General features: G+C 64.6%; 12 protein-coding genes. 8 read left to right on the top strand and 4 right to left on the bottom strand.

Annotated features, from left to right (window positions below):
- Positions 1–78: 78 nt before the first annotated feature.
- The 3 genes from paoA to paoC are packed head-to-tail and all read left to right on the top strand — an operon-like array spanning position 79 to position 3,885.
- Positions 79–717: an aldehyde dehydrogenase iron-sulfur subunit PaoA gene (gene paoA, locus SPMU_RS03840; RefSeq protein WP_088332080.1), complete on the top strand. Its 639-nt coding sequence runs from the start codon at positions 79–81 to the stop codon at positions 715–717.
- A complete protein-coding gene (locus SPMU_RS03835; RefSeq protein ID WP_088332078.1) occupies positions 714–1,664 on the top strand; it encodes an FAD binding domain-containing protein in 951 nt (316 codons plus the stop codon). Before paoA ends, SPMU_RS03835 begins: the two co-directional genes overlap by 4 nt.
- Positions 1,665–1,668: 4 nt before the next feature.
- A complete protein-coding gene (gene paoC, locus SPMU_RS03830; protein WP_088332076.1) occupies positions 1,669–3,885 on the top strand; it encodes an aldehyde oxidoreductase molybdenum-binding subunit PaoC in 2,217 nt (738 codons plus the stop codon).
- Positions 3,886–4,024: 139 nt separating this feature from the next.
- Here paoC and SPMU_RS03825 read toward each other — a convergent pair whose 3' ends face one another.
- Positions 4,025–4,696: an arylesterase gene (locus tag SPMU_RS03825; RefSeq protein WP_088333143.1), complete on the bottom strand. Its 672-nt coding sequence runs from the start codon at positions 4,694–4,696 to the stop codon at positions 4,025–4,027.
- Between the two features lie 44 nt (positions 4,697–4,740).
- Between SPMU_RS03825 and SPMU_RS03820 the strand changes: the two genes are divergently transcribed.
- Both SPMU_RS03820 and SPMU_RS03815 read left to right on the top strand, forming a co-directional pair.
- Positions 4,741–5,418 carry an ABC transporter ATP-binding protein gene (locus SPMU_RS03820; protein ID WP_088333142.1) on the top strand — a complete coding sequence of 226 codons (678 nt, stop codon included), beginning with the start codon at positions 4,741–4,743 and terminating at the stop codon, positions 5,416–5,418.
- Positions 5,415–7,901, top strand: a complete 2,487-nt coding sequence (locus tag SPMU_RS03815) for an ABC transporter permease (RefSeq protein ID WP_088332074.1) — start codon at positions 5,415–5,417, stop codon at positions 7,899–7,901. Before SPMU_RS03820 ends, SPMU_RS03815 begins: the two co-directional genes overlap by 4 nt.
- 177 nt (positions 7,902–8,078) lie before the next feature.
- Here SPMU_RS03815 and SPMU_RS03810 read toward each other — a convergent pair whose 3' ends face one another.
- From SPMU_RS03810 to glf, 3 genes are all read right to left on the bottom strand, one after another.
- Entirely contained in the window at positions 8,079–8,396 is a 318-nt protein-coding gene (locus SPMU_RS03810; protein WP_088332072.1) for an HPF/RaiA family ribosome-associated protein, read from the bottom strand.
- A 525-nt stretch (positions 8,397–8,921) separates the two neighbouring features.
- The gene (locus tag SPMU_RS03805) at positions 8,922–9,158 is read right to left on the bottom strand and encodes a hypothetical protein (protein WP_088332070.1); all 237 of its coding nucleotides are present in this window, start codon (positions 9,156–9,158) and stop codon (positions 8,922–8,924) included.
- Entirely contained in the window at positions 9,155–11,389 is a 2,235-nt protein-coding gene (glf, locus tag SPMU_RS03800; RefSeq protein WP_088332068.1) for a UDP-galactopyranose mutase, read from the bottom strand. The genes SPMU_RS03805 and glf overlap by 4 nt, the downstream gene beginning before the upstream one ends.
- A 287-nt stretch (positions 11,390–11,676) precedes the next feature.
- Here glf and SPMU_RS03795 point away from each other — a divergent pair, with 287 nt between their 5' ends.
- The 3 genes from SPMU_RS03795 (at position 11,677) to SPMU_RS03785 (ending at position 18,254) form a co-directional block, all read left to right on the top strand.
- Positions 11,677–13,866 (top strand): sugar nucleotide-binding protein, encoded by a 2,190-nt coding sequence (locus tag SPMU_RS03795; RefSeq protein WP_211275703.1) that lies wholly within the window; start codon positions 11,677–11,679, stop codon positions 13,864–13,866.
- Between the two features lie 276 nt (positions 13,867–14,142).
- On the top strand, positions 14,143–15,417 hold the full coding sequence (locus SPMU_RS03790) for a M20/M25/M40 family metallo-hydrolase (RefSeq protein WP_245832726.1): 1,275 nt from the start codon (positions 14,143–14,145) through the stop codon (positions 15,415–15,417).
- A 59-nt stretch (positions 15,418–15,476) separates the two neighbouring features.
- Positions 15,477–18,254, top strand: coding sequence for a M14 family metallopeptidase (locus tag SPMU_RS03785; RefSeq protein ID WP_245832724.1), 2,778 nt, complete (start codon positions 15,477–15,479; stop codon positions 18,252–18,254).
- Positions 18,255–18,401 lie beyond the last annotated feature (147 nt).

Below are 18,401 nucleotides of genomic sequence, written 5' to 3'. Positions count from 1 at the left end.
CGCGTTGTGCCGATCGGCCAGGCTGTTCTTGGCAGCCTGTGGATCGCCACGTCACTAGTCTAGAAGGAAGTGCAGTCCATGTCGGACTTTCTCGAGCCCGGAGTGTCGCGGCGTGGCCTGATCGCCGGCAGCGTCGCATCCGTGGCGGTCGCCAACACGCCCGCACGCAGCGTCGCCCAGCCCACCACCAAAGCCTCGGAGGCGCCGATGATGCCCGTTCGCTTCACCGTCAACGGGCAGCAGCATTCTCTGTCGCTGGACACCCGCACGACCCTGCTCGATGCCCTGCGTGAGCATCTGCACCTCACCGGGACCAAGAAGGGCTGCGATCATGGCCAGTGCGGTGCCTGCACCGTGCTCGTGGACGGGCAGCGGATCAATGCGTGCCTCAGCCTCGCTGTCATGCACGAAGGCGACGAGATCACCACGATCGAGGGCCTGGGAACACCCGATAAGCTGCACCCGATGCAGGCGGCCTTCGTAAAGCATGATGGCTATCAATGTGGCTATTGCACGCCCGGCCAGATCTGCTCAGCCGTGGCGGTGCTGGAGGAGATCAGGGCCGGCATCCCGAGCCACGTTCAGACGGACGTTGCGGGCAAACCCAAGTTCACCGCAGCTGAAATGCGCGAGCGCATGAGCGGTAACATCTGCCGCTGCGGGGCCTATTCCAATATCGCAGAGGCCATGATCGAAGTGGCGGGAGCCAAGGCATGAAGGCTTTCACCTACGAACGCGCCAGCGATCCCGCAGCGGCCGCGCGCATCGTTGCCGCCAAGCCCGGAGCCAAGTTCATCGCCGGTGGGACAAACCTGCTCGATTTGATGAAGATCGAAGTCGAGACGCCCGTGCACCTCGTCGACGTACAGGATCTCGACCTTCAGAGGATCGAGAACACCGACGGCGGCGGCTTGCGCATCGGCGCGCTTGTCAGCAACACTCAACTTGCCGCCGACGAACGCGTGCGGCGAGACTATGGCGTTCTGACTCGGGCGACAGTGGCGGGCGCCAGCGGTCAGTTGCGCAACAAGGCGTCGACCGCCGGCAACCTGCTTCAGCGTACGCGCTGTCCCTATTTCTACGACACAAACATGCCGTGCAACAAGCGTAAGCCGGGCACCGGCTGCGGTGCGATCGGTGGCTATTCGCGCCAGCTCGCCGTGATCGGCGGTTCCGACAAATGCATCGCCACATTCCCTGGCGACATGCCTGTTGCCCTTCGCGTGCTAGATGCTGTGGTCGAGACGATCAATGGGCAGGGGCAACGGCGATCAATCCCGATTGCCGATTTTCACCGCCTTTGGGGCGATCGGCCAGAACAGGACACGGTGCTGAAGCCGGGCGAGCTCATCACCCACGTTGTCCTGCCGCGCCCGCTCGGCGGCAAGCACTTTTACGAAAAGGTCCGCGATCGCGCCTCTTACGCTTTCGCGCTCGTGTCGGTAGCCGCGGTCATCCAGCCTGACGGTACAGGTCGCGTTGCCTTCGGTGGCGTCGCGCCGAAGCCGTGGCGTGTGCCCGAGGCGGAAGCGTTGCTGCCGCGGGGCGCGGCTGCGGTAACCGCCCGCGCGTTCCAGGGGGCAACCCCCACCAGCGACAACGCCTTCAAGCTCCCGCTTGCGACCCGCGCGCTGGTATCTGTTATCGCCCAAGCCAAGGCCTAAGCTCATGAAGTTCGAAACTGCCGAGGGCACCAACCCGATTGACCGCATGAAGGTTATCGGGCGCGCGCATGACCGTGTGGATGGTCCTCTGAAAACAAGCGGCCTTGCGCCCTATGCCTATGAGCAGAAGGGCCTGGAGAATGTCGCCTACGGCTACATCGTCGGATCGAGCGTGGCCAAGGGCCGGATCACCCGTATCGACACGGCGGCTGCGAAGGCGGCGCCCGGTGTGATCGCGATCGTCACGGCGGCAGACGCGGGGAAACTGGGCAAGGGCAAGAATAACACGGCCAAGCTGCTCGCCGGGCCAGAGGTGGAGCACTACCACCAAGCCGTCGCGGTGGTTGTCGCCGAAACCTTTGAGCAAGCGCGCGCTGCCGCGTCGCTCGTCCGGGTTGATTATGCGCGCGTCAAAGGCCGCTTTGATCTCGCCGAGGAATTGAAAACCGCTCCGTTGGTGGGCGGATCGGGGGGGCCAAACAGTAGCGCTCCACCCATCGATCGGGTGGGCAAGTTCGAGGAAGCCTTCGCCGCCGCGCCGGTGAAGCTGGACGCTGCCTACCATACGCCGGACCACACCCATGCGATGATGGAGCCCCATGCCTCCATCGCCGCCTGGAAGGGCGACGAGCTGACGCTCTGGACATCCAATCAGATGATTGCGTGGAGCAAGCGCGACATCGCGCTCACGCTGAACATGCCGCTAGAGAAAGTGCGCCTGATCTCCCCATATGTCGGTGGCGGATTTGGCGGGAAGCTCTTCGTCCGCGCCGACGCGATCATGGCGGCGCTGGGTGCGAAAGCGGCCAAGCGGCCGGTCAAGGTTGCCCTGCCCCGGCCGTTTATCACTAACAACACCACCCACCGCCCCGCCACGCACCAGCGCATCCGCCTGGGCGCCAATACGGACGGCACGATCACCGCCATCGCGCATGAGAGCGGCTCGGGCGATCTGCCGGACGGCGGGCCCGAGACGGCCGTTCAACAGACCAAGCTGCTCTACGCTGGCGCTAATCGCATGACGGCAATGCGCCTAGCCGTGCTGGACCTTCCCGAGGGCAACGCCATGCGCGCTCCTGGTGAGGCACCAGGCATGATGGCGCTCGAGATCGCCATGGACGAAATGGCCGAGAAGCTCGGCATGGACCCGGTCGAATTCCGCATCAGGAACGATACCCAGGTTGATCCCGAAAAGCCGCAGCGGCAATTCTCGCAGCGCCAGCTCGTTCGCTGCCTGCAGGAGGGCGCCACACGTTTCGGGTGGAGCAAGCGGAATGCGAAGCCGGCCCAAGTCCGCGATGGCCAATGGCTGGTCGGGATGGGCGTCGCCGCGGCCTTCCGCAACCACATCAGCACCAAGTCCGCCGCCAGAGTGCGCCTCGGCCGCGATGAAACGGTTACGATCGAAACCGACATGACCGATATCGGCACCGGCAGCTACACCATCATCGCTCAAACAGCGGGCGAAATGCTTGGCGTACCAGCAGAGGCCGTGGTGGTGAAACTGGGCGATTCCGCCTTCCCAGCGTCGGCGGGCTCTGGCGGCCAATGGGGTGCGGCTAACGCTACCGCCGGTGTCTATGCCGCTTGCGTCAAGCTTCGCGAGCAAGTGGCGCAGCGGCTTGGCTTCAATTCGGCTGACGTGGTGTTCGACGCTGGGCAGGTGACGAGCGGCAATCGCTCCGCCGCGCTGCGGGAGGCTGCCGCGGCGGGCGAACTGGTCGCCGAGGATCATATCGAATTCGGCAAGCTTGGCGAGGAGTGGCAGCTTTCCACTTTTGGCGCGCACTTCGTGGAAGTCGGCGTGAACGCCTATACCGGCGTCTCGCGCATCCGCCGCATGCTTGCGGTCTGCGCGGCCGGGCGCATCCTCAATCCCAAGGCGGCGCGCAGCCAGGTAATTGGCGCGATGACCATGGGGGTTGGATCTGCCCTGATGGAGGAATTGGCCGTCGACAAACGGTTCGGCTTCTTCGTCAATCACGATCTTGCCAGCTATGAGGTGCCGGTTCACGCCGACATCCCGCACCAGGAAGTCGTCTTCCTCGATGAGGCGGACGACAAAGCCAATCCGATGAAAGCGAAGGGCGTGGGAGAGCTCGGCATGTGCGGCGTCGGCGCCGCCGTCGCCAACGCGCTCTACAACGCCACCGGCGCGCGGGTGCGGGATTATCCGATCACGCTGGACAAGTATCTGGACAAGCTACCCGACGTGGCGTGATCGCGATGGGACATCCTGATCGCGTCGCGAATGGAGCACGTGCGCGGGTAGAAAACCCGCCGACTGCTCACTCTCCGGCGGCTCAGGATAGAGGTCACACAGCCACACACATTCCGATGTGGCAGGTACTTTCCCCGGCTCACCTTGTCCGCAAGGCGTCTCGAACCGCTGGCAGGATACGGCGAACGATTATGTCAACGCCACGCGCATTGGGGTGGCGTCCGTCGGCTTGAAACAGCGCCTGATTGCCGGCTACCCCTTCGAGGAAGAAGGGGTAGAGCGGCACTTGGTGACGCTGGGCGAGCCGCGGATACAGGCCTTCGAAGTTCGTCTGATACGCTGCGCCAAGGTTCGGCGCTGCCCGCATGCCTACGAACAGCACGCGAATGTCGCGCCGCTTCAACTCGCGCAGAACAAGGTCCAGGTTTTTCTCAGTGGCACTTGGCGGCATGCCGCGCAGCATGTCATTCGCGCCCAGCTCGACGATCACCAGATCGGGCTTGCGGCCAAGCCCGCGCAGCCCCCAGGCGAGCCGCGCGCGTCCTTGCGCCGAGGTGTCGCCCGCGATCCCTCCATTGCGAACGGTTGCCGCGATCCCCGTGCGACGCAGCGCCGCCTGCAGGCGAACGGGGAAGCCCTGCGCAGGGGGCAGACCATGACCGGCAGTAAGACTGTCGCCGAAAGCCCATATGAGCGGGGCCTGCTTGCCGGCTGGCGCCTGCGCCCAGGCGGGGCCCACGCCAAGAAGAAGAGCAAGCAGCAGTTGGACAGCCGCCCCAATCACCCTGTATCTGCGCGTTTGTGACAGCATCCGCTTCTTCCTCGCCAGCCCCCGCCCAAGCAGGTGGGAATAGCATCGTCATCGAAGCAAGCAATCTGACGTTGGCTCTCGGCCGCGCTTCGGCAAAAACCCAGATCCTGCGGGGTATCGATCTTTCCGTTCGCGCAGGTGACAGCGTGGCGCTGCTCGGGCCGTCCGGCTCGGGGAAATCGTCGCTGATGGCCGTGCTTTCCGGGATGGAGCGCCCCACCGGCGGCAGCGTGCGAGTAGCCGGGCTCGCTTTCGAGCGGCTCAACGAAGATCAACTGGCCATCGCGCGTCGCGGCCGTATCGGGATCATATTGCAGGCCTTTCACCTGCTCCCCACCATGACCGCGCTGGAAAACGTGGCGGTGCCGCTGGAACTCGCCGGTCGACCGAACGCCTTTGCGACGGCCGAGGCAGAACTCGGCGCGGTCGGGCTTGGCCATCGGCTGACCCACTATCCTGCTGAGCTATCCGGCGGGGAACAGCAGCGCGTCGCCATAGCCCGTGCGCTCGCGCCCCAGCCGCCAGTGCTGTTCGCCGACGAGCCGACCGGCAATCTCGACGGCGCAACCGGCGCCGCGGTCATGGATCTGCTGTTTCAGCGCCGCGCGGAAACGAGCGCCACTCTGTTTGTCATCACGCACGATCCGAAGCTCGCCGAGCGTTGCCACCGGGTGATCTCGCTAGCTGACGGCCACATCGTTCAGGACAGCCACGCCGCATGACGAACGCCTGGCGGCTCGCCATCCGTGATCTGCGTGCCGGCGGGCGTGGCCTGTGGCTTTTGCTGATATGCCTGTTCCTCGGCACAGCGGCGCTGGCCGGTATTGGAAGCCTTTCCTCCTCGATCACCGCCGCACTCGATGCACAAAGCCGGCAACTGCTCGGCGGTGATCTAGAGCTGCGGGTGTCGCAGCGGCGACCGTCGGTTGAGGAAAGCGCCGCATTCGCTGCCTACGGCCGCACCTCGGAAAGCGTGGCGGTCAACACGATGGCGCAGTCGCGTGGCGGCGCATCAACGCTGATCAATTTGCGCGCGGTGGACCGAAACTGGCCGCTGATCGGTGCCTTGGAATTGAAGCCGGGCGCTCTCGCTCCGCGTCCGACAGGGCGAAATGTTGCCATCGCAGCGGCGCTCGCCGATCGCTTGAACCTTAGGGTCGGGGATCAAATCCGCATCGGTGCGGCCCCGATGCGAATTATCGGCGTGATCGCGACCGAGCCCGATACGCTGGGCTTCAGCTTCGGTCCCACTGCCCTGGTCGACATGGATGGGTTGGAAGCCACCCAGGTGATCCAGCCAGGCAGCCTGTACCAGAGCCGCACCCGCATCCTGCTACGGTCCGGCTTCGACCCGGGCCGAGCGGGCGAGGCCCTCGTCCGCCGCTATCCGAGCGCCGGGTGGGCGGTCCGCACACCGCAAGACGCGGCTGGCAACGTAAAGCGCAGTATCGACCAGCTTGGTCAGTTTCTTCTTCTCGTCGGGCTAGCGGCGCTGGCGATCGGCGGCATCGGCATTGGTAGCGGCGTCAGCGCGTACCTGGAGCGCAAAGGACGCATGATCGCGACGCTCAAGGTGCTGGGTGCGCGCTCGGGCACGATAGCGGCCGTGTTCCTGCTCCAGATCGGGCTCGTTGCTGGCGTGGCCGTCACCACTGGCCTAGCACTGGGCGCCGCCGTGCCATGGATCGTGGGAGCGCTTGCAGGCAGCGCGCTGCCGATCCCGCCGCGACTGTCGCTGTATCCTGCGCCGCTGCTGGTCGCGGCTGGATTGAGCCTGCTTGTCGCGCTCCTTTTCTCGCTTCCGGCGCTCGCCCGGGCCCGCGCAGTTCCCACGGCAAGCCTTTTGCGCGACAGTTTGTCACCAGCGCATCGGCCGTCCGCGCCTGTTCTGGCCGCAATGGCGTGCATACTCGCTGCCTTGGTTGCGCTCGCCGTGCTGACCGCGAGTGACCGAACCATCGCGGCAGGCTTTGTCGCCGCAACCGGCCTGCTCGTGCTGCTGCTCTGGCTGCTCGGCGTGGCGCTGCGACGGCTGCTCGCCCGTCTTCCCCGTCCGCGTCGCCCGCTTGTCCGTCTTGCGCTCACCAACCTCTATCGCCCCGGCGTGCAGACCGATCGCCTGGTGGTGGCGCTCGGGCTCGGCTTCTCCCTGTTCGTTGCGCTTGCGGCGATCAACACCAGCCTGTCGAACGAGCTTGCGAGCACCGCACCTGCCAAGGCACCGCGATTCTTTGCGATCGATGTGCAGCCGGAGGACGAAGCGACCTTCCGTTCCGCTGTTCGACGGGGCGCTCCCGGCGCCACGATCGAGGCGGTTCCATCCCTGCGAGGTTCGATCGTAGCGCTCAAAGGTCAGCGCGTCGTCGATATGAAGACCTTGCCCGAGGGCGCCTGGATCTTGCGTGGGGACCGCACGATCACCTGGTCTGCTACCGTGCCGCCGCGCAACGAGGTGGTCGAGGGCAAGTGGTGGCCGGCTGACTACAAAGGTCCACCCTTGATCTCGCTTGAGGATCGCGCGGCCAAGCTCCTCGGCCTGAAGGTGGGCGACGCCCTGACCGTGGCGGTGCTCGGTGTTGAAGTCCCGGCGCGCATCGCCGCGCTGCGCAAGGTCGACTGGCAGGGCCTCGGCCTCAATTTCGCGTTGGTCTTCTCGCCCGGCTACATCGAAGAGGCACCGCACAGCTTGCTGGCGAGCGTCTATGCCCCGCCCGCTCGCGACGGCGCCATCGCCTCGCAGGTTGCCGAGGCGCTTCCTTCGGTCACGATGCTTCGCACCGGCGATGTGATCGGTCAGGTCAGTGAGTTGCTGGGCCGCATTGCGCTGGCCATTCGCGCTGCAGCCGCGGTCACGGTGGCGGCGGGCATCGTGGTGCTCATCGGCGCGGTGACGGCATCCGGGCAGGCGCGGCGCTACGACACCGTTGTATTGAAGCTGTTGGGCGGTAGCCGGCGCCAGCTCCTCGCTGGCCAGGCGATCGAATACGGCCTGCTCGCCCTCCTCCTCGCCGTCGTCGCTCTCCTGCTCGGCACCACCGCCGGCTGGTACGTCGTCACGCGCGTCCTCGAGCTACAATGGGCACCGGATCCATTCGCGATCGCCACTACCTTGGGGGTTCTAGTCGTAACGACGATCGGCGTCGGGATGGCCAGTAGCCTGCCGGCCTTGCGCGCGACACCGGCGTCAGGACTGCGGTCGGGCTGATCCGACGACCTAACAGCCGATCTCACTTAACCCGCAAGGGAGCGGTCCTGTCCAAGTGGCCTCGGCGCGCACACCTCGGCCAGCTGTCGACCGTCCGCATCTCGGCCGCTGAATCGCATAGAGCAGCAACACCCCGCTCCTGCGGAACGGGGTGTTGCTGCCACTGGCAAGTACACGTTATCGAACGGCGTCTTGCTTCGCGAACGAGCGGTCGAGAATATCGACGGCCTTGCGCAATGCTCCGGCCACGGCGCTGTCCACGGTGGCGGCTTGATCATTGACCGCGATCGGCTGTCCGCCTGCGGGGCGGGCCTCCAGCGACACGGCAATGCCCTGCCCGCCGTTGCGATCGCCATCGACGTCGCGCACGTGAACCTCAACGCGGGTCAGTCGATCAGCGAACCGCGACAGGCGCTCGCGCAAGCGCTCCTCGATCGCGGCATTTGCCACTTCGTTGCCCTCGACACGGTTATCTGTATTGATCTGTACCAGCATTAGCGCACCTCCCGGCTGTGTTCGATTACCGGGCGACAGCCTCGCGGCTGGTGGTGATCGGCGTGCTTCTTGATCAAGGATATCTCCTTTCATCAGTCATCGTCGTCGGTCCGGGCCACGTTCGCGGCGCCTCACGGGACGATGACAATGGTTCGATATCCATAGAACACCCGATCGCTGTGAAATTTCCGCCGCTGTGGGAGAAGGTAACCGCGGCCGTATCCGCACCGCGCAAGCTACACGCCACTGTTGGTGATGGCTTGGCTGCTCTTCTTTGTGGCCTACCGACTGGCAAGCCTCGTGGTCACGCTCGAACGAAACCGTTCAGCCGACGCGGCGCTTAGGTGCAGTCAAGAACAGCCACCTGTGCCTGCGCAGCGCCTAGCGTGTTCCGGCAAGGTCACCCACGGCACATCGTCGTGCCCACGCCGCGAGCACCGTCGCCCTCTTGTTGATTCACGCGGGTCGCGCCCGTGCTCAACCCGCGTCAACAAACAACTGGGTTGGCGCCATCTTGCGCCAACGTCAGCGCGGCTCTTTCCGGCTGCGCCGCCGATAGATTAGGTGGAGCAGAAAACCTGCTGCACCACCGGCCAGGACATAAAGCACGGCTTGTCCATGATCCCCAGGTGCGAAGCTCATGCGGATGACGAGCCCCAGCAAGGCAACACAGACGCCGCCGATGATCCAGACAAGCGGGCCCGAACCGTCACGGGAGCCGGGATGCGCAGGTTTGCGGGCCATTTTTTCCTCCGTGTTCACGCTGTTGCGGCGACCGCGCCGACCAGCGGCTCGATCTTCGCTGCATGCAGCCGCGGGATCAGCCGCCGCGCGGTCGCCAGCGCCTGCCCCACGACTTGGTCCATATTGTAGTAGCGATACGTCGCCAGCCGCCCGACAAAGGTCACGTCGTGTTCGGCAATCGCCAGCGCCTCATACCGTTTGAACAGCGCCTGATTCTCCTCCCGGGGAATGGGATAATAAGGATCGCCCTCGGCGCTGGGGTATTCATAGGTGACGCTGGTCACCGGCGCGCTGTCGCCCGTCAGATGCTTGTATTCGGTGATCCGCGTGTACGGCACCGCTTCATCGGGGTAGTTCACTACCGCCACTGACTGGAGCCATTCCTGCTCAAGTGTCTCGTGCCGAAACCCAAGCGAGCGGTACGGCAGCTTGCCGAAGCGATGGTCAAAATATTCGTCGATCGGCCCGGTGAACACGAGATGGTCGTGCGGATAGGCGCCGCGCGCCTGCACGTAATCGACCCCCAGCAAAATTTCGATGCCAGGATGACCGAGCATCGCCTCGAACATCCGCGTATAGCCATCCGCCGGCATCGCTTGGTGCTGGTCCGTGAAATATCGATCGTCGGTGTCGGCGCGGGTCGGCACCCGCGCAGTCACTGCTTTGTCGAGTTCGCTGGGATCCAGCCCCCATTGCTTGCGCGTATAGCCGCGAAAGAACGTCTCGTAGAGTTCACGACCAACGCGGGACACGACAACGTCGGCGGAGGTGCGGATCGGCTCTACCGGCTCAGCGCGTGCGGCGAGAAACGCCTCCACGTCATCCTCGGTCTCCAGCCCGGCATCGTAGAGTAGGTTCAGCGTCGTGCGGTTGATCGGCATCGGCACCAATTGCCCGCGCACATCAGCAAGGACGCGATGCTCATACGGCCGCCACTGCGTGAAACGGGAAAGATAGGCGAAGACATCGTCCGAGTTGGTGTGGAAGATATGAGGACCATACTGGTGGATCAGCAGTCCGGCGTCGTTGCGCCGATCATAGGCATTGCCGCCGATATGAGGGCGGCGGTCGACCACCAGTACCTTGAACCCGGCATCCGCCAGCTGTCGCGCCATCACTGCGCCCGCGAACCCCGCGCCGACGACCATCACATCGTGCGGCGCCACTGCCGCCGGCCAGCGCTTTGGCGAAACGATCGCCTCCAGTGCGCCGTGCGTCGCGCGCTCCACCGCGATCAGCGCGCCCATTGATAGCGCGGTGCTGGACCAGGAGCCGCGCGCCAATTGCTCGTCGGCCGCGTCGCGCCACGATCGGTCGTCGCGCTCTGCCATTGCCGTCTCGCAAGCGGCAATGAAATCTTCCGCCGTGCCCGCGGTCCGAACCGCTTCCAACGCGCCATAGTTCCGTACCACGTCCGTGATCGCGGTGGAAATCACCGGCAGCCCGGCAGCGAGATATTCCGGAGTCTTGGTCGGGCTGATGAAGCGGGTAGCCTCGTTCAGCGCAAAGGGCATCAGCGCCACATCCCATCCGCTCATATAGGACGGCAGCTCTGAGTAATCGCGCGCACCAAGGAAGTGCACATTGCTCCGCTGCGGCAGCGTGGCCGGATCGATCTTCACCACCGGGCCGATCACCACGATCGACCATTCCTCATGCGCGTCCGCCAGCGCGGCGAGCAGATCCAGGTCCATCCGCTCGTCCACCACCCCGCAGAAGCCTAGCTTCGGGCCTGTGATCCGCGCTTGGTCGTCGGGTTCAGTCAGACCGCCGCGTGCAGCTCCGAAATGCGCCACGTCAATGCTGGAAGGGAATGCGTGCACGTTGTCGTGCCGGTTTTTTTTCGCTTCGTAGAGGCTCGTTCCGCCGGTGAAGACCACATCGGCCGCGGCCAGCAGCTCGCGTTCGCGGTCGAGCAATCCGTAGGGCGGGTTCTTGAATGCCGACAGCTCGTCCATGCAATCATAAACGGTGCATTCGGCCGTCACGTGCGCCGAGAACGGCAGCATCATGGGCGTGTAATACCACCGCACCGCCACGGGCGGCAGCGCCGCGAGCTGCGCATCAAGCAAGTCGCGCAGCGCGGCCTCTTTCTGTTCTGGCGAAAGGCCGGATGGCAGGACAGGCGTCAGCACGGTCACGCCATTTGCTTCATCCTCGTCGACCTGAAGCGCCGGTGCCATGCAGCCTTGGGGATGGATCGGCTCCTCCCAAAAAATGACACGATATGTCGCGGCAAAACGCGACATGAGATGCTGCGGCCGTTGAAAGACAAAACGCCACCGCAGATGACTGAAACAGATCAAGGACCTCAAATCAGACTCGCTGGATCGATAATTGCTGACGCCAGACGCGGTCCCCGGTCCCTGTTTTGTCATTGTGGCCTCTCGGATTATTCTTGAAAGGCAAGTCCTGAGGAGCAGCCAAGTTCCGCTAACGCTCTGAATACTGATCTGCATCATAACGTTTGGCGTATTAGCGGCGCAACGTTTTCGATCGGCACGCGCTTGTACTCGCTGACATGAGGAGACCGATCGTGCGCGAGATCGAGCGCTGGTGCGGCATCGAATGCACCGTCAACCGCGTCGGCGATCGCTTCCACGATCAGTTGCACCGCTCCGGCCATCACGACCGTATCGAAGATCTCGACCGAATTGCCGCCCTTGGGTTTGGCGCGATCCGCTATCCCGTGCTGTGGGAGCGGGTCTCGCCAGACACGCCCGATGCCGCCGACTGGTCCTGGTGCGACGAGCGGCTCGACCATCTGGATCGGCTCGGCCTTCGCGTCATTGCCGGACTGGTGCATCACGGCAGCGGCCCGCATTACACGAACCTGCTGGACGACAGCTTCGCCCCCGGACTCGCGCGCCACGCCGCGGCGGTGGCTCAGCGTTACCCTTGGATCAGCGATTGGACGCCCGTCAACGAACCCGTGACGACCGCGCGCTTTGCCGCGCTGTACGGCCATTGGTATCCCCATGCGCGAGACGAGCGATCGTTCTGGCGCGCGCTGCTCAACCAAATTGACGCAACGCGGCTGGCCATGCGGGCGATCCGGGCGGTAAACCCGGTGGCGCGGTTGATCCAGACCGACGACCTCGGCCGCACCTGGGCCACCACGCCGCTCGCCGATCAGGCCGCCTTTGACAATCAGCGCCGCTGGATGGGCTGGGATTTGCTATGCGGCCGGGTCGTCGCCGGCCACCCGCTGTGGCACCGCCTCTGCGCCATGGGTTTTGGCGAACGATTGCGCGTCATCGCCGACGATCCATGCCCCCCCGACATCATCGGCATCAATCACTACCCGACCAGCGATCGCTTCCTCGATCACCGTGTGCAGCTCTACCCGCCGGACGCGCACGGCGTGAATGCTCGCCAATCGTTCGCCGACATACCAGCGGTGCGCACGCTGGATCCTGGTCCCGACCCCTTTGGCGCGGCGCTGCGCGAAGCATGGGATCGCTACACGCTGCCGCTCGCGCTTACCGAAGTCCATATCGGCTGCACCCGTGAAGAACAGATGCGCTGGGCAAGGGTCGCATGGGAAGCCGCATGCGAAGCGCAGGCCGACGGCGTGGACGTGCGCGCCATCACCGCATGGTCTGTGCTCGGCAGTCACGATTGGGACCAACTGGTCACAGCCGAGGGCGCGTACGAACCCGGCCTGTTCGACCTTGCGGGCGTCACCCCGCGAGCCACCGGGCTCGCTCAGCAATGGCAGGCGCTCGCCACAGCCGAGCCCGCGCAGGATGTTGCGACACAGCCTGGCTGGTGGCAGCATGCCGGCAGGCTCACCTTCGATCGCATGCCCCGCGCCGCCGCCGCCGCGGCTCACCGCCGGCCGGTTTTCGCCGCCAGCCGACCGCTGTTGATCTGCGGTGCCACCGGAACGCTCGGGCAAGCGCTTGCCAGCGCCTGCACCGCACGCGGCATCACCTATCGTCTTACCGACCGCGCCGCCTGCGACCTGCTCGATCCATCCTCGATCGACGCCGCGCTCGACAGCATCAGTCCGTGGGCAGTGATCAACGCTACCGGCTGGGTCCGGGTCGACGATGCCGAGGATGAGGAGGAGGCCTGCTTGGCGATCAACGCCGCGGCCGCCGTTCGCCTCGCCGAGCGTTGCGCCGCACGCGAAATTCCTGTCACGGCCATCTCCAGCGACCTTGTTTTCGACGGTGTGCTTGGTCGCGCCTATCACGAGGATGATACGCCTAACCCGCTTAATGTTTATGGTCGCAGCAAGCTTGCGATGGAGCAAGGATCACTTGCCCGGGGCTATCGTTCGCTGGTGATCCGCGCGGCTGCTTTCTTCTCCCCGCATGATCCGCACAATTTCGCGCACGCGGTCGCACAGGCGCTAGCAAGAGGCGATTGCTTCGACGCCGCGGATGACCAGAAAGTATCTCCGGCTTACGTCCCTGCGCTGGTCAATGCGGTTCTCGATTTGGTGATAGATGGCGCGCCGGGTATCCACCATCTGGCGCCCGCCGACAGCCTCTCCTGGTACGATTTTGCCCGGAAGGTCGCCGTTGCGCTCGGCCGGAGTCCCGACATGATCCGGCCTGTGCCTGGATCTCACCTGGGCTGGCGCGCTCCGCGCCCCGCCAACTCCGCCCTCACCAGCCGCCACCTCGCCCCCCTTCCCGAAGGCATCACCGACTTCGCGGCTCACTATCTCGCATCGTCGGCGAAGGTTGATCGAAAGCTGCCCGCTGGCGCCTGAAGACCCTTATCGGAGGTCGCCGGTCAACGGCGCACCGGCGAAATCGCCGTTCCGGTGCAGCAAATCGCCCGAAGTGGAGCCTCGGCCGATCTGCGGCCGGTCGGTTCTGCCGCACCGGGGACAGAAGGGGGTCATAAGCCGCTAATGGTGATGCCCCCCCCGCACGCTGCGACCTGGCGCGGGCAGGCCGATCTGCGGCACGATCCATGAATCAAGCAGGGGCTCGTGCTGCGCCCGATCACCGCTAGAATGACGTTCGTCAGAGGGGGACGTAAAATGAAGAAGTTGATGTCGACCGTGTTGCTTGCCACCACGATGATGTCGGCCAGCGCACTCGCGCAGAGCAAGGACGCTGCAGCCAAGGCGCTGTTCGCGAGCCAGAAGTTCGCTGCCGCCAAGGCGAGCATCGCCGTCGACCATGCACGCATCGTCGAGGATGTCGTCAAGCTAACCGAAATTCCCGCGCCGCCTTTCAAGGAAGAGGCACGCGGCAAAGCGTTTCTCGAGATGCTCCGCGCCGAGGGCCTCAGCGACCTGACGACCGATGAAGTCGGCAACGTCTATGGCACACGCAAGGGAACGGGCGGCGGGCCGCTCATCGTTGTCACCGTCCACCTCGACACCGTCTTTCCCGAGGGCACCAACACGAAGGTGCGGCGTGAGGGCAACATGCTGTACGCCGCCGGCATCGGTGACGCGACCTGCGGCCTCCCGGTGCTGACCTCCTTTATCCGCGCGATGAAGGCCGCGAACTACACGACCAAGGCCGACATCATCTTCATGGGTAATGTTGGCGAAGAAGGCCCAGGCGACCTGCGCGGCTCACGCTACCTGTTCACCAAAAGCCCGCTGAAGGACAAGATCAACTATTTCATCTCGCTCGAGCCCGGCCGCGCGGATCGGATCACCAATGCCGGCATCGGTTCGCGGCGCTACAAGGTGACCTTCACCGGCCCGGGTGGTCATTCCCAGGGCGATTTCGGGATCGTGAACCCGGCATACGCCATGGCCAATGCCATGGTCGCGTTCGGCAAGATGACGGTGCCGACAGAGCCGCGCACCGTGTACAACGTCGGCATCGTCGAAGGCGGCACGTCGGTGAACTCGATCCCGTTCGCCACCGCGATGACGATCGACATGCGCTCGACCGGAAAGGCCGCGCTGGATGCGGAGGAGAAGCAGTTTCTGGCGCTCCTTCAGCCGGCCGTCGATGCAGAGAATGCGGCGCGATCCACGGCAAAGGGCAAGATCGCGTATGAGGCGAAGCAAGTCGGCGACCGCCCCGTCGGCGCCACCCCGCTCGACGCGGACATCATCCAGGTGGCGGCGGCGGCCAGCAAAGCGGGCGGGATGAAGCCGACATTCGGCGCGGGATCGACTGATTCCAACATCCCGTTCAGCATGGGCATCCCCGCGGTAACGCTCGGCTCGGGCTTCCAGACGATGCGCGCGCATTCGCTGGAGGAGGCAATGGTGGTCGATAAGGAAAAGGACGTGGCGAGCATGTCGATCATTCTCGGCACGCTGCTGCTGCTGGCGGACGCCAAGTAAACCAAACAGGGGGAGATAATCTGATGCATGCATTGATGCTGACGGCCACGGCCCTTTCGATGACCATGGGGTCCCTGGCGATGCCGGTGAGCGTTGCGACCGCGCAGAGCAGGTCGATCACCGACCCGGCCGCCGTGTTCAAGGCGAAGCCCGGCTCGGACTATTTCCTCGCCAACTACAAGCAAGTGTCCGAGTGGCTGGAGCGCGTCGCCCAGGAAAGCGACCGGATGAAGCTGGTGAGCATCGGCAAGACCGCCGAGGGCCGCGAGCAATATATCGCGATCATCTCCTCCCCCGAGAACATTCGCCAGCTCGACAAGTATCGCGGCATCTCGCAGCAGCTCGCGTTCGCCAAGGGACTGAACGATGCGCAGGCGAAAGCGCTCTCGGAGCAGGGCAAGGCCGTCGTCCTGATCGACGCCGGCCTCCATGCGACCGAGGTGGTCAACGCACAAAGCCACGTCCAGCTGATCCACGAGATGCTGACGCGCAACGATGCCGAAACGACGCGCATCTTGAACGACACCATCGGCCTTTACGTCTTCGCCAATCCCGACGGCCTCGATCTGGTCGCCAATTGGTACATGCGTCCAGCCGACAAGCTGAAGCGCAACACCAACACCATCCCGGTGCTGTACCAGAAGTACGTCGGCCACGATAATAATCGCGACAGCTACGCCTCGCACCAGCCCGAGACGACCAACATGAACCGGCTCGCCTATCGCGAGTGGTATCCGCAAATCCTCTACAACCAGCATCAGACCGGACCGGTCGGCACGGTGGTTTTCATTCCGCCGTTCCGCGATCCGTACAATTTCAACAACGAGCCGCTGGTGATCGCCGGCACCGACGCGGTGGGCACCGCGATGCACGAGCGGCTGCTTGCGCAGGGCAAGGCAGGCTCAGTCTCGCGCTCGGGCGCGCCCTATTCCACCTGGTTCAACGGCGGCATCCGCACGATCGGCTATTTCCACAACCAGATCGGCATTTTGACTGAGATCATCGGCAGCCCGACGCCGATGGAGATCCCGCTCGTGCCCGCCAAGCAGCAGGCCGGGCAGGACGCGTACATGCCGATCGCGCCACAAAAATGGCATTTCCAGCAATCGATCGATTATGTGAAGGAAATGTCGCGGGCGATCCTCGACTATGCGTCGCGCAACCGCGAAACCGTGCTCTACAATCGCTACGTGATGGGGCGAAACCAGATCAAGCTGGGCAGCGAGGATAGCTGGATTGTCACGCCCAAGCGGATCGACGCGGTGAAGACCGCGGCCGAGGCGATGAAGAAGCAGGGCGAAGGCAGCGCGCTCGATGATCTCGCCGGCTATGATACCCGCGCGATCGTACCATCCTCGTTGTACAAGGATGTCCTGCAGGATCCCAAATATCGCGCGCCGCGCGCCTTCGTGATCCCTGCCGACAAGCAGGCCGACTTGCCCACAACGGTCGCCTTCCTCAACTCACTGATCAAGACCGGCGTCGAGGTGGAGCAAGCGCCCACCGCGTTCAGCTATGGCGGCAAACGTTATGCCGCGGGCTCCTATGTGGTGCGCGCCGACCAGGCGTTCCGCCCGCATGTCCTCGACATGTTCGAGCCGCAGGATCACCCGCAGGACTTCGCCTATCCGGGTGGCCCGCCGATCCGTCCCTATGACATCACCGGCTATACGCTTGCGTACCAGATGAACGTCACGTTCGATCGCCTGCAGGACGGCGCACCGGCGCACTTTCCGGTGGTGGCCGATGTGATCTCGACACCGCCGGCGGGCAAGCTGACGGGCAGCGGCGCTGGTGGCTATGTCGTCAGCCACGCGACCAACAACAGCTTTATCCTGACCAATCGCCTGCTGAAGGCGGGAGCGGAGGTGCACTGGCTGAAGCAGGGTGTCACGGTCGGCGGCGAACAGCTCGCACCGGGCGCGTTGTGGATCCCGGCGCGGGGCGCCGCGAGCGGCATCGTCCAGTCGGCGGTGCAGTCGCTCGGCATCGATGCAGTAGCGGTCGCCGCCAAGCCCGCCGGAGAGACGATCAAGCTGAAGCCGGTGCGCATCGGCCTTGTCGATCACTACGGCGGCTCGATGGCCTCCGGCTGGAACCGCTGGATCTTCGAAAAGTACGAATTCCCCTACACGGTGGTGTACCCGCAGGAACTCGACAAGGGCGGATTGAACGCCAAATATGACGTGCTCGTTTTCCAGTCCGACGTGCTGGGTCGAGAGGGCCGGCCGCCGCAGAAACAGCCTGCGCCCGCCGATCTGCCGGCCGAATGGCGCATGGCGCTCGGCCATGTGACGCCGGAGAAGACCCTGCCGCAGCTCGCTTCGTTCGCAAAGGCGGGCGGCACGGTGATCGCCGTCGGCAACGCCACGCGGCTCGGGCCGGAGCTGGGCCTGCCGGTGTACAATGCACTCACGACGGCGGACGCCAGCGGGAGGCGAACGCCGCTGCCGAGCACAAAATTCTACGTGCCGGGATCGGTGCTGGAAGCAAAGGTCGATCCGACCGACCCGCTGGCGTACGGCGTGCCGGCGACGCTGGACGTGTTCTACAACAACAACCCAACCTATGCCTTTGCGCCGGGCGCGCCGGGCGTGCGCCGCGTCGCCTGGTTCGCCAGCGACGATCCGCTGCGCTCGGGCTGGGCCTGGGGGCAGAAGGCGCTCAACAGTACCGCAACGGTGATCGACGGCACGCTCGGAAAGGGCCACGTCTACCTGCTCGCCAATGAAGTAACGCAGCGCGGGCAGCCCTATGCGTCGTTCAAGTTCCTGTTCAATGCGGCGCTCTACGGGCCGACCCAGGCAGGCGTGAGCACAGCAGCGGCGGACGATTAACCGTTGAAGCGGTGCTCTTCGCCCGTGGGGGGGAGCACCGCTTCGCGCTTTATCGAGGCCCAGTTGATCTGCCCCGCCGAAGACCGCTGCCAGTCAGGTGTTCGTAGCCGCCTTTTTTCCGGAGCGCTTCTCAACGGGAACCGACCG

It is taken from the genome of Sphingomonas mucosissima (genome assembly GCF_002197665.1).
In the GTDB taxonomy this organism is placed as follows: Bacteria; Pseudomonadota; Alphaproteobacteria; order Sphingomonadales; family Sphingomonadaceae; genus Sphingomonas; species Sphingomonas mucosissima.
This window is presented reverse-complemented; position numbering and strand designations above follow the sequence as displayed.

Excerpts from the sequence above, each read along its gene's own strand:
- paoA (WP_088332080.1), top strand. The coding sequence starts at position 79 with ATGTCGGACTTTCTCGAGCCCGGAGTGTCGCGGCGTGGCCTGATCGCC.
- SPMU_RS03835 (WP_088332078.1), top strand. The coding sequence starts at position 714 with ATGAAGGCTTTCACCTACGAACGCGCCAGCGATCCCGCAGCGGCCGCG.
- paoC (WP_088332076.1), top strand. The coding sequence starts at position 1,669 with ATGAAGTTCGAAACTGCCGAGGGCACCAACCCGATTGACCGCATGAAG.
- SPMU_RS03825 (WP_088333143.1), bottom strand. The coding sequence starts at position 4,696 with ATGCTGTCACAAACGCGCAGATACAGGGTGATTGGGGCGGCTGTCCAA.
- SPMU_RS03815 (WP_088332074.1), top strand. The coding sequence starts at position 5,415 with ATGACGAACGCCTGGCGGCTCGCCATCCGTGATCTGCGTGCCGGCGGG.
- SPMU_RS03810 (WP_088332072.1), bottom strand. The coding sequence starts at position 8,396 with ATGCTGGTACAGATCAATACAGATAACCGTGTCGAGGGCAACGAAGTG.
- glf (WP_088332068.1), bottom strand. The coding sequence starts at position 11,389 with ATGTCGCGTTTTGCCGCGACATATCGTGTCATTTTTTGGGAGGAGCCG.
- SPMU_RS03790 (WP_245832726.1), top strand. The coding sequence starts at position 14,143 with ATGAAGAAGTTGATGTCGACCGTGTTGCTTGCCACCACGATGATGTCG.
- SPMU_RS03785 (WP_245832724.1), top strand. The coding sequence starts at position 15,477 with ATGACCATGGGGTCCCTGGCGATGCCGGTGAGCGTTGCGACCGCGCAG.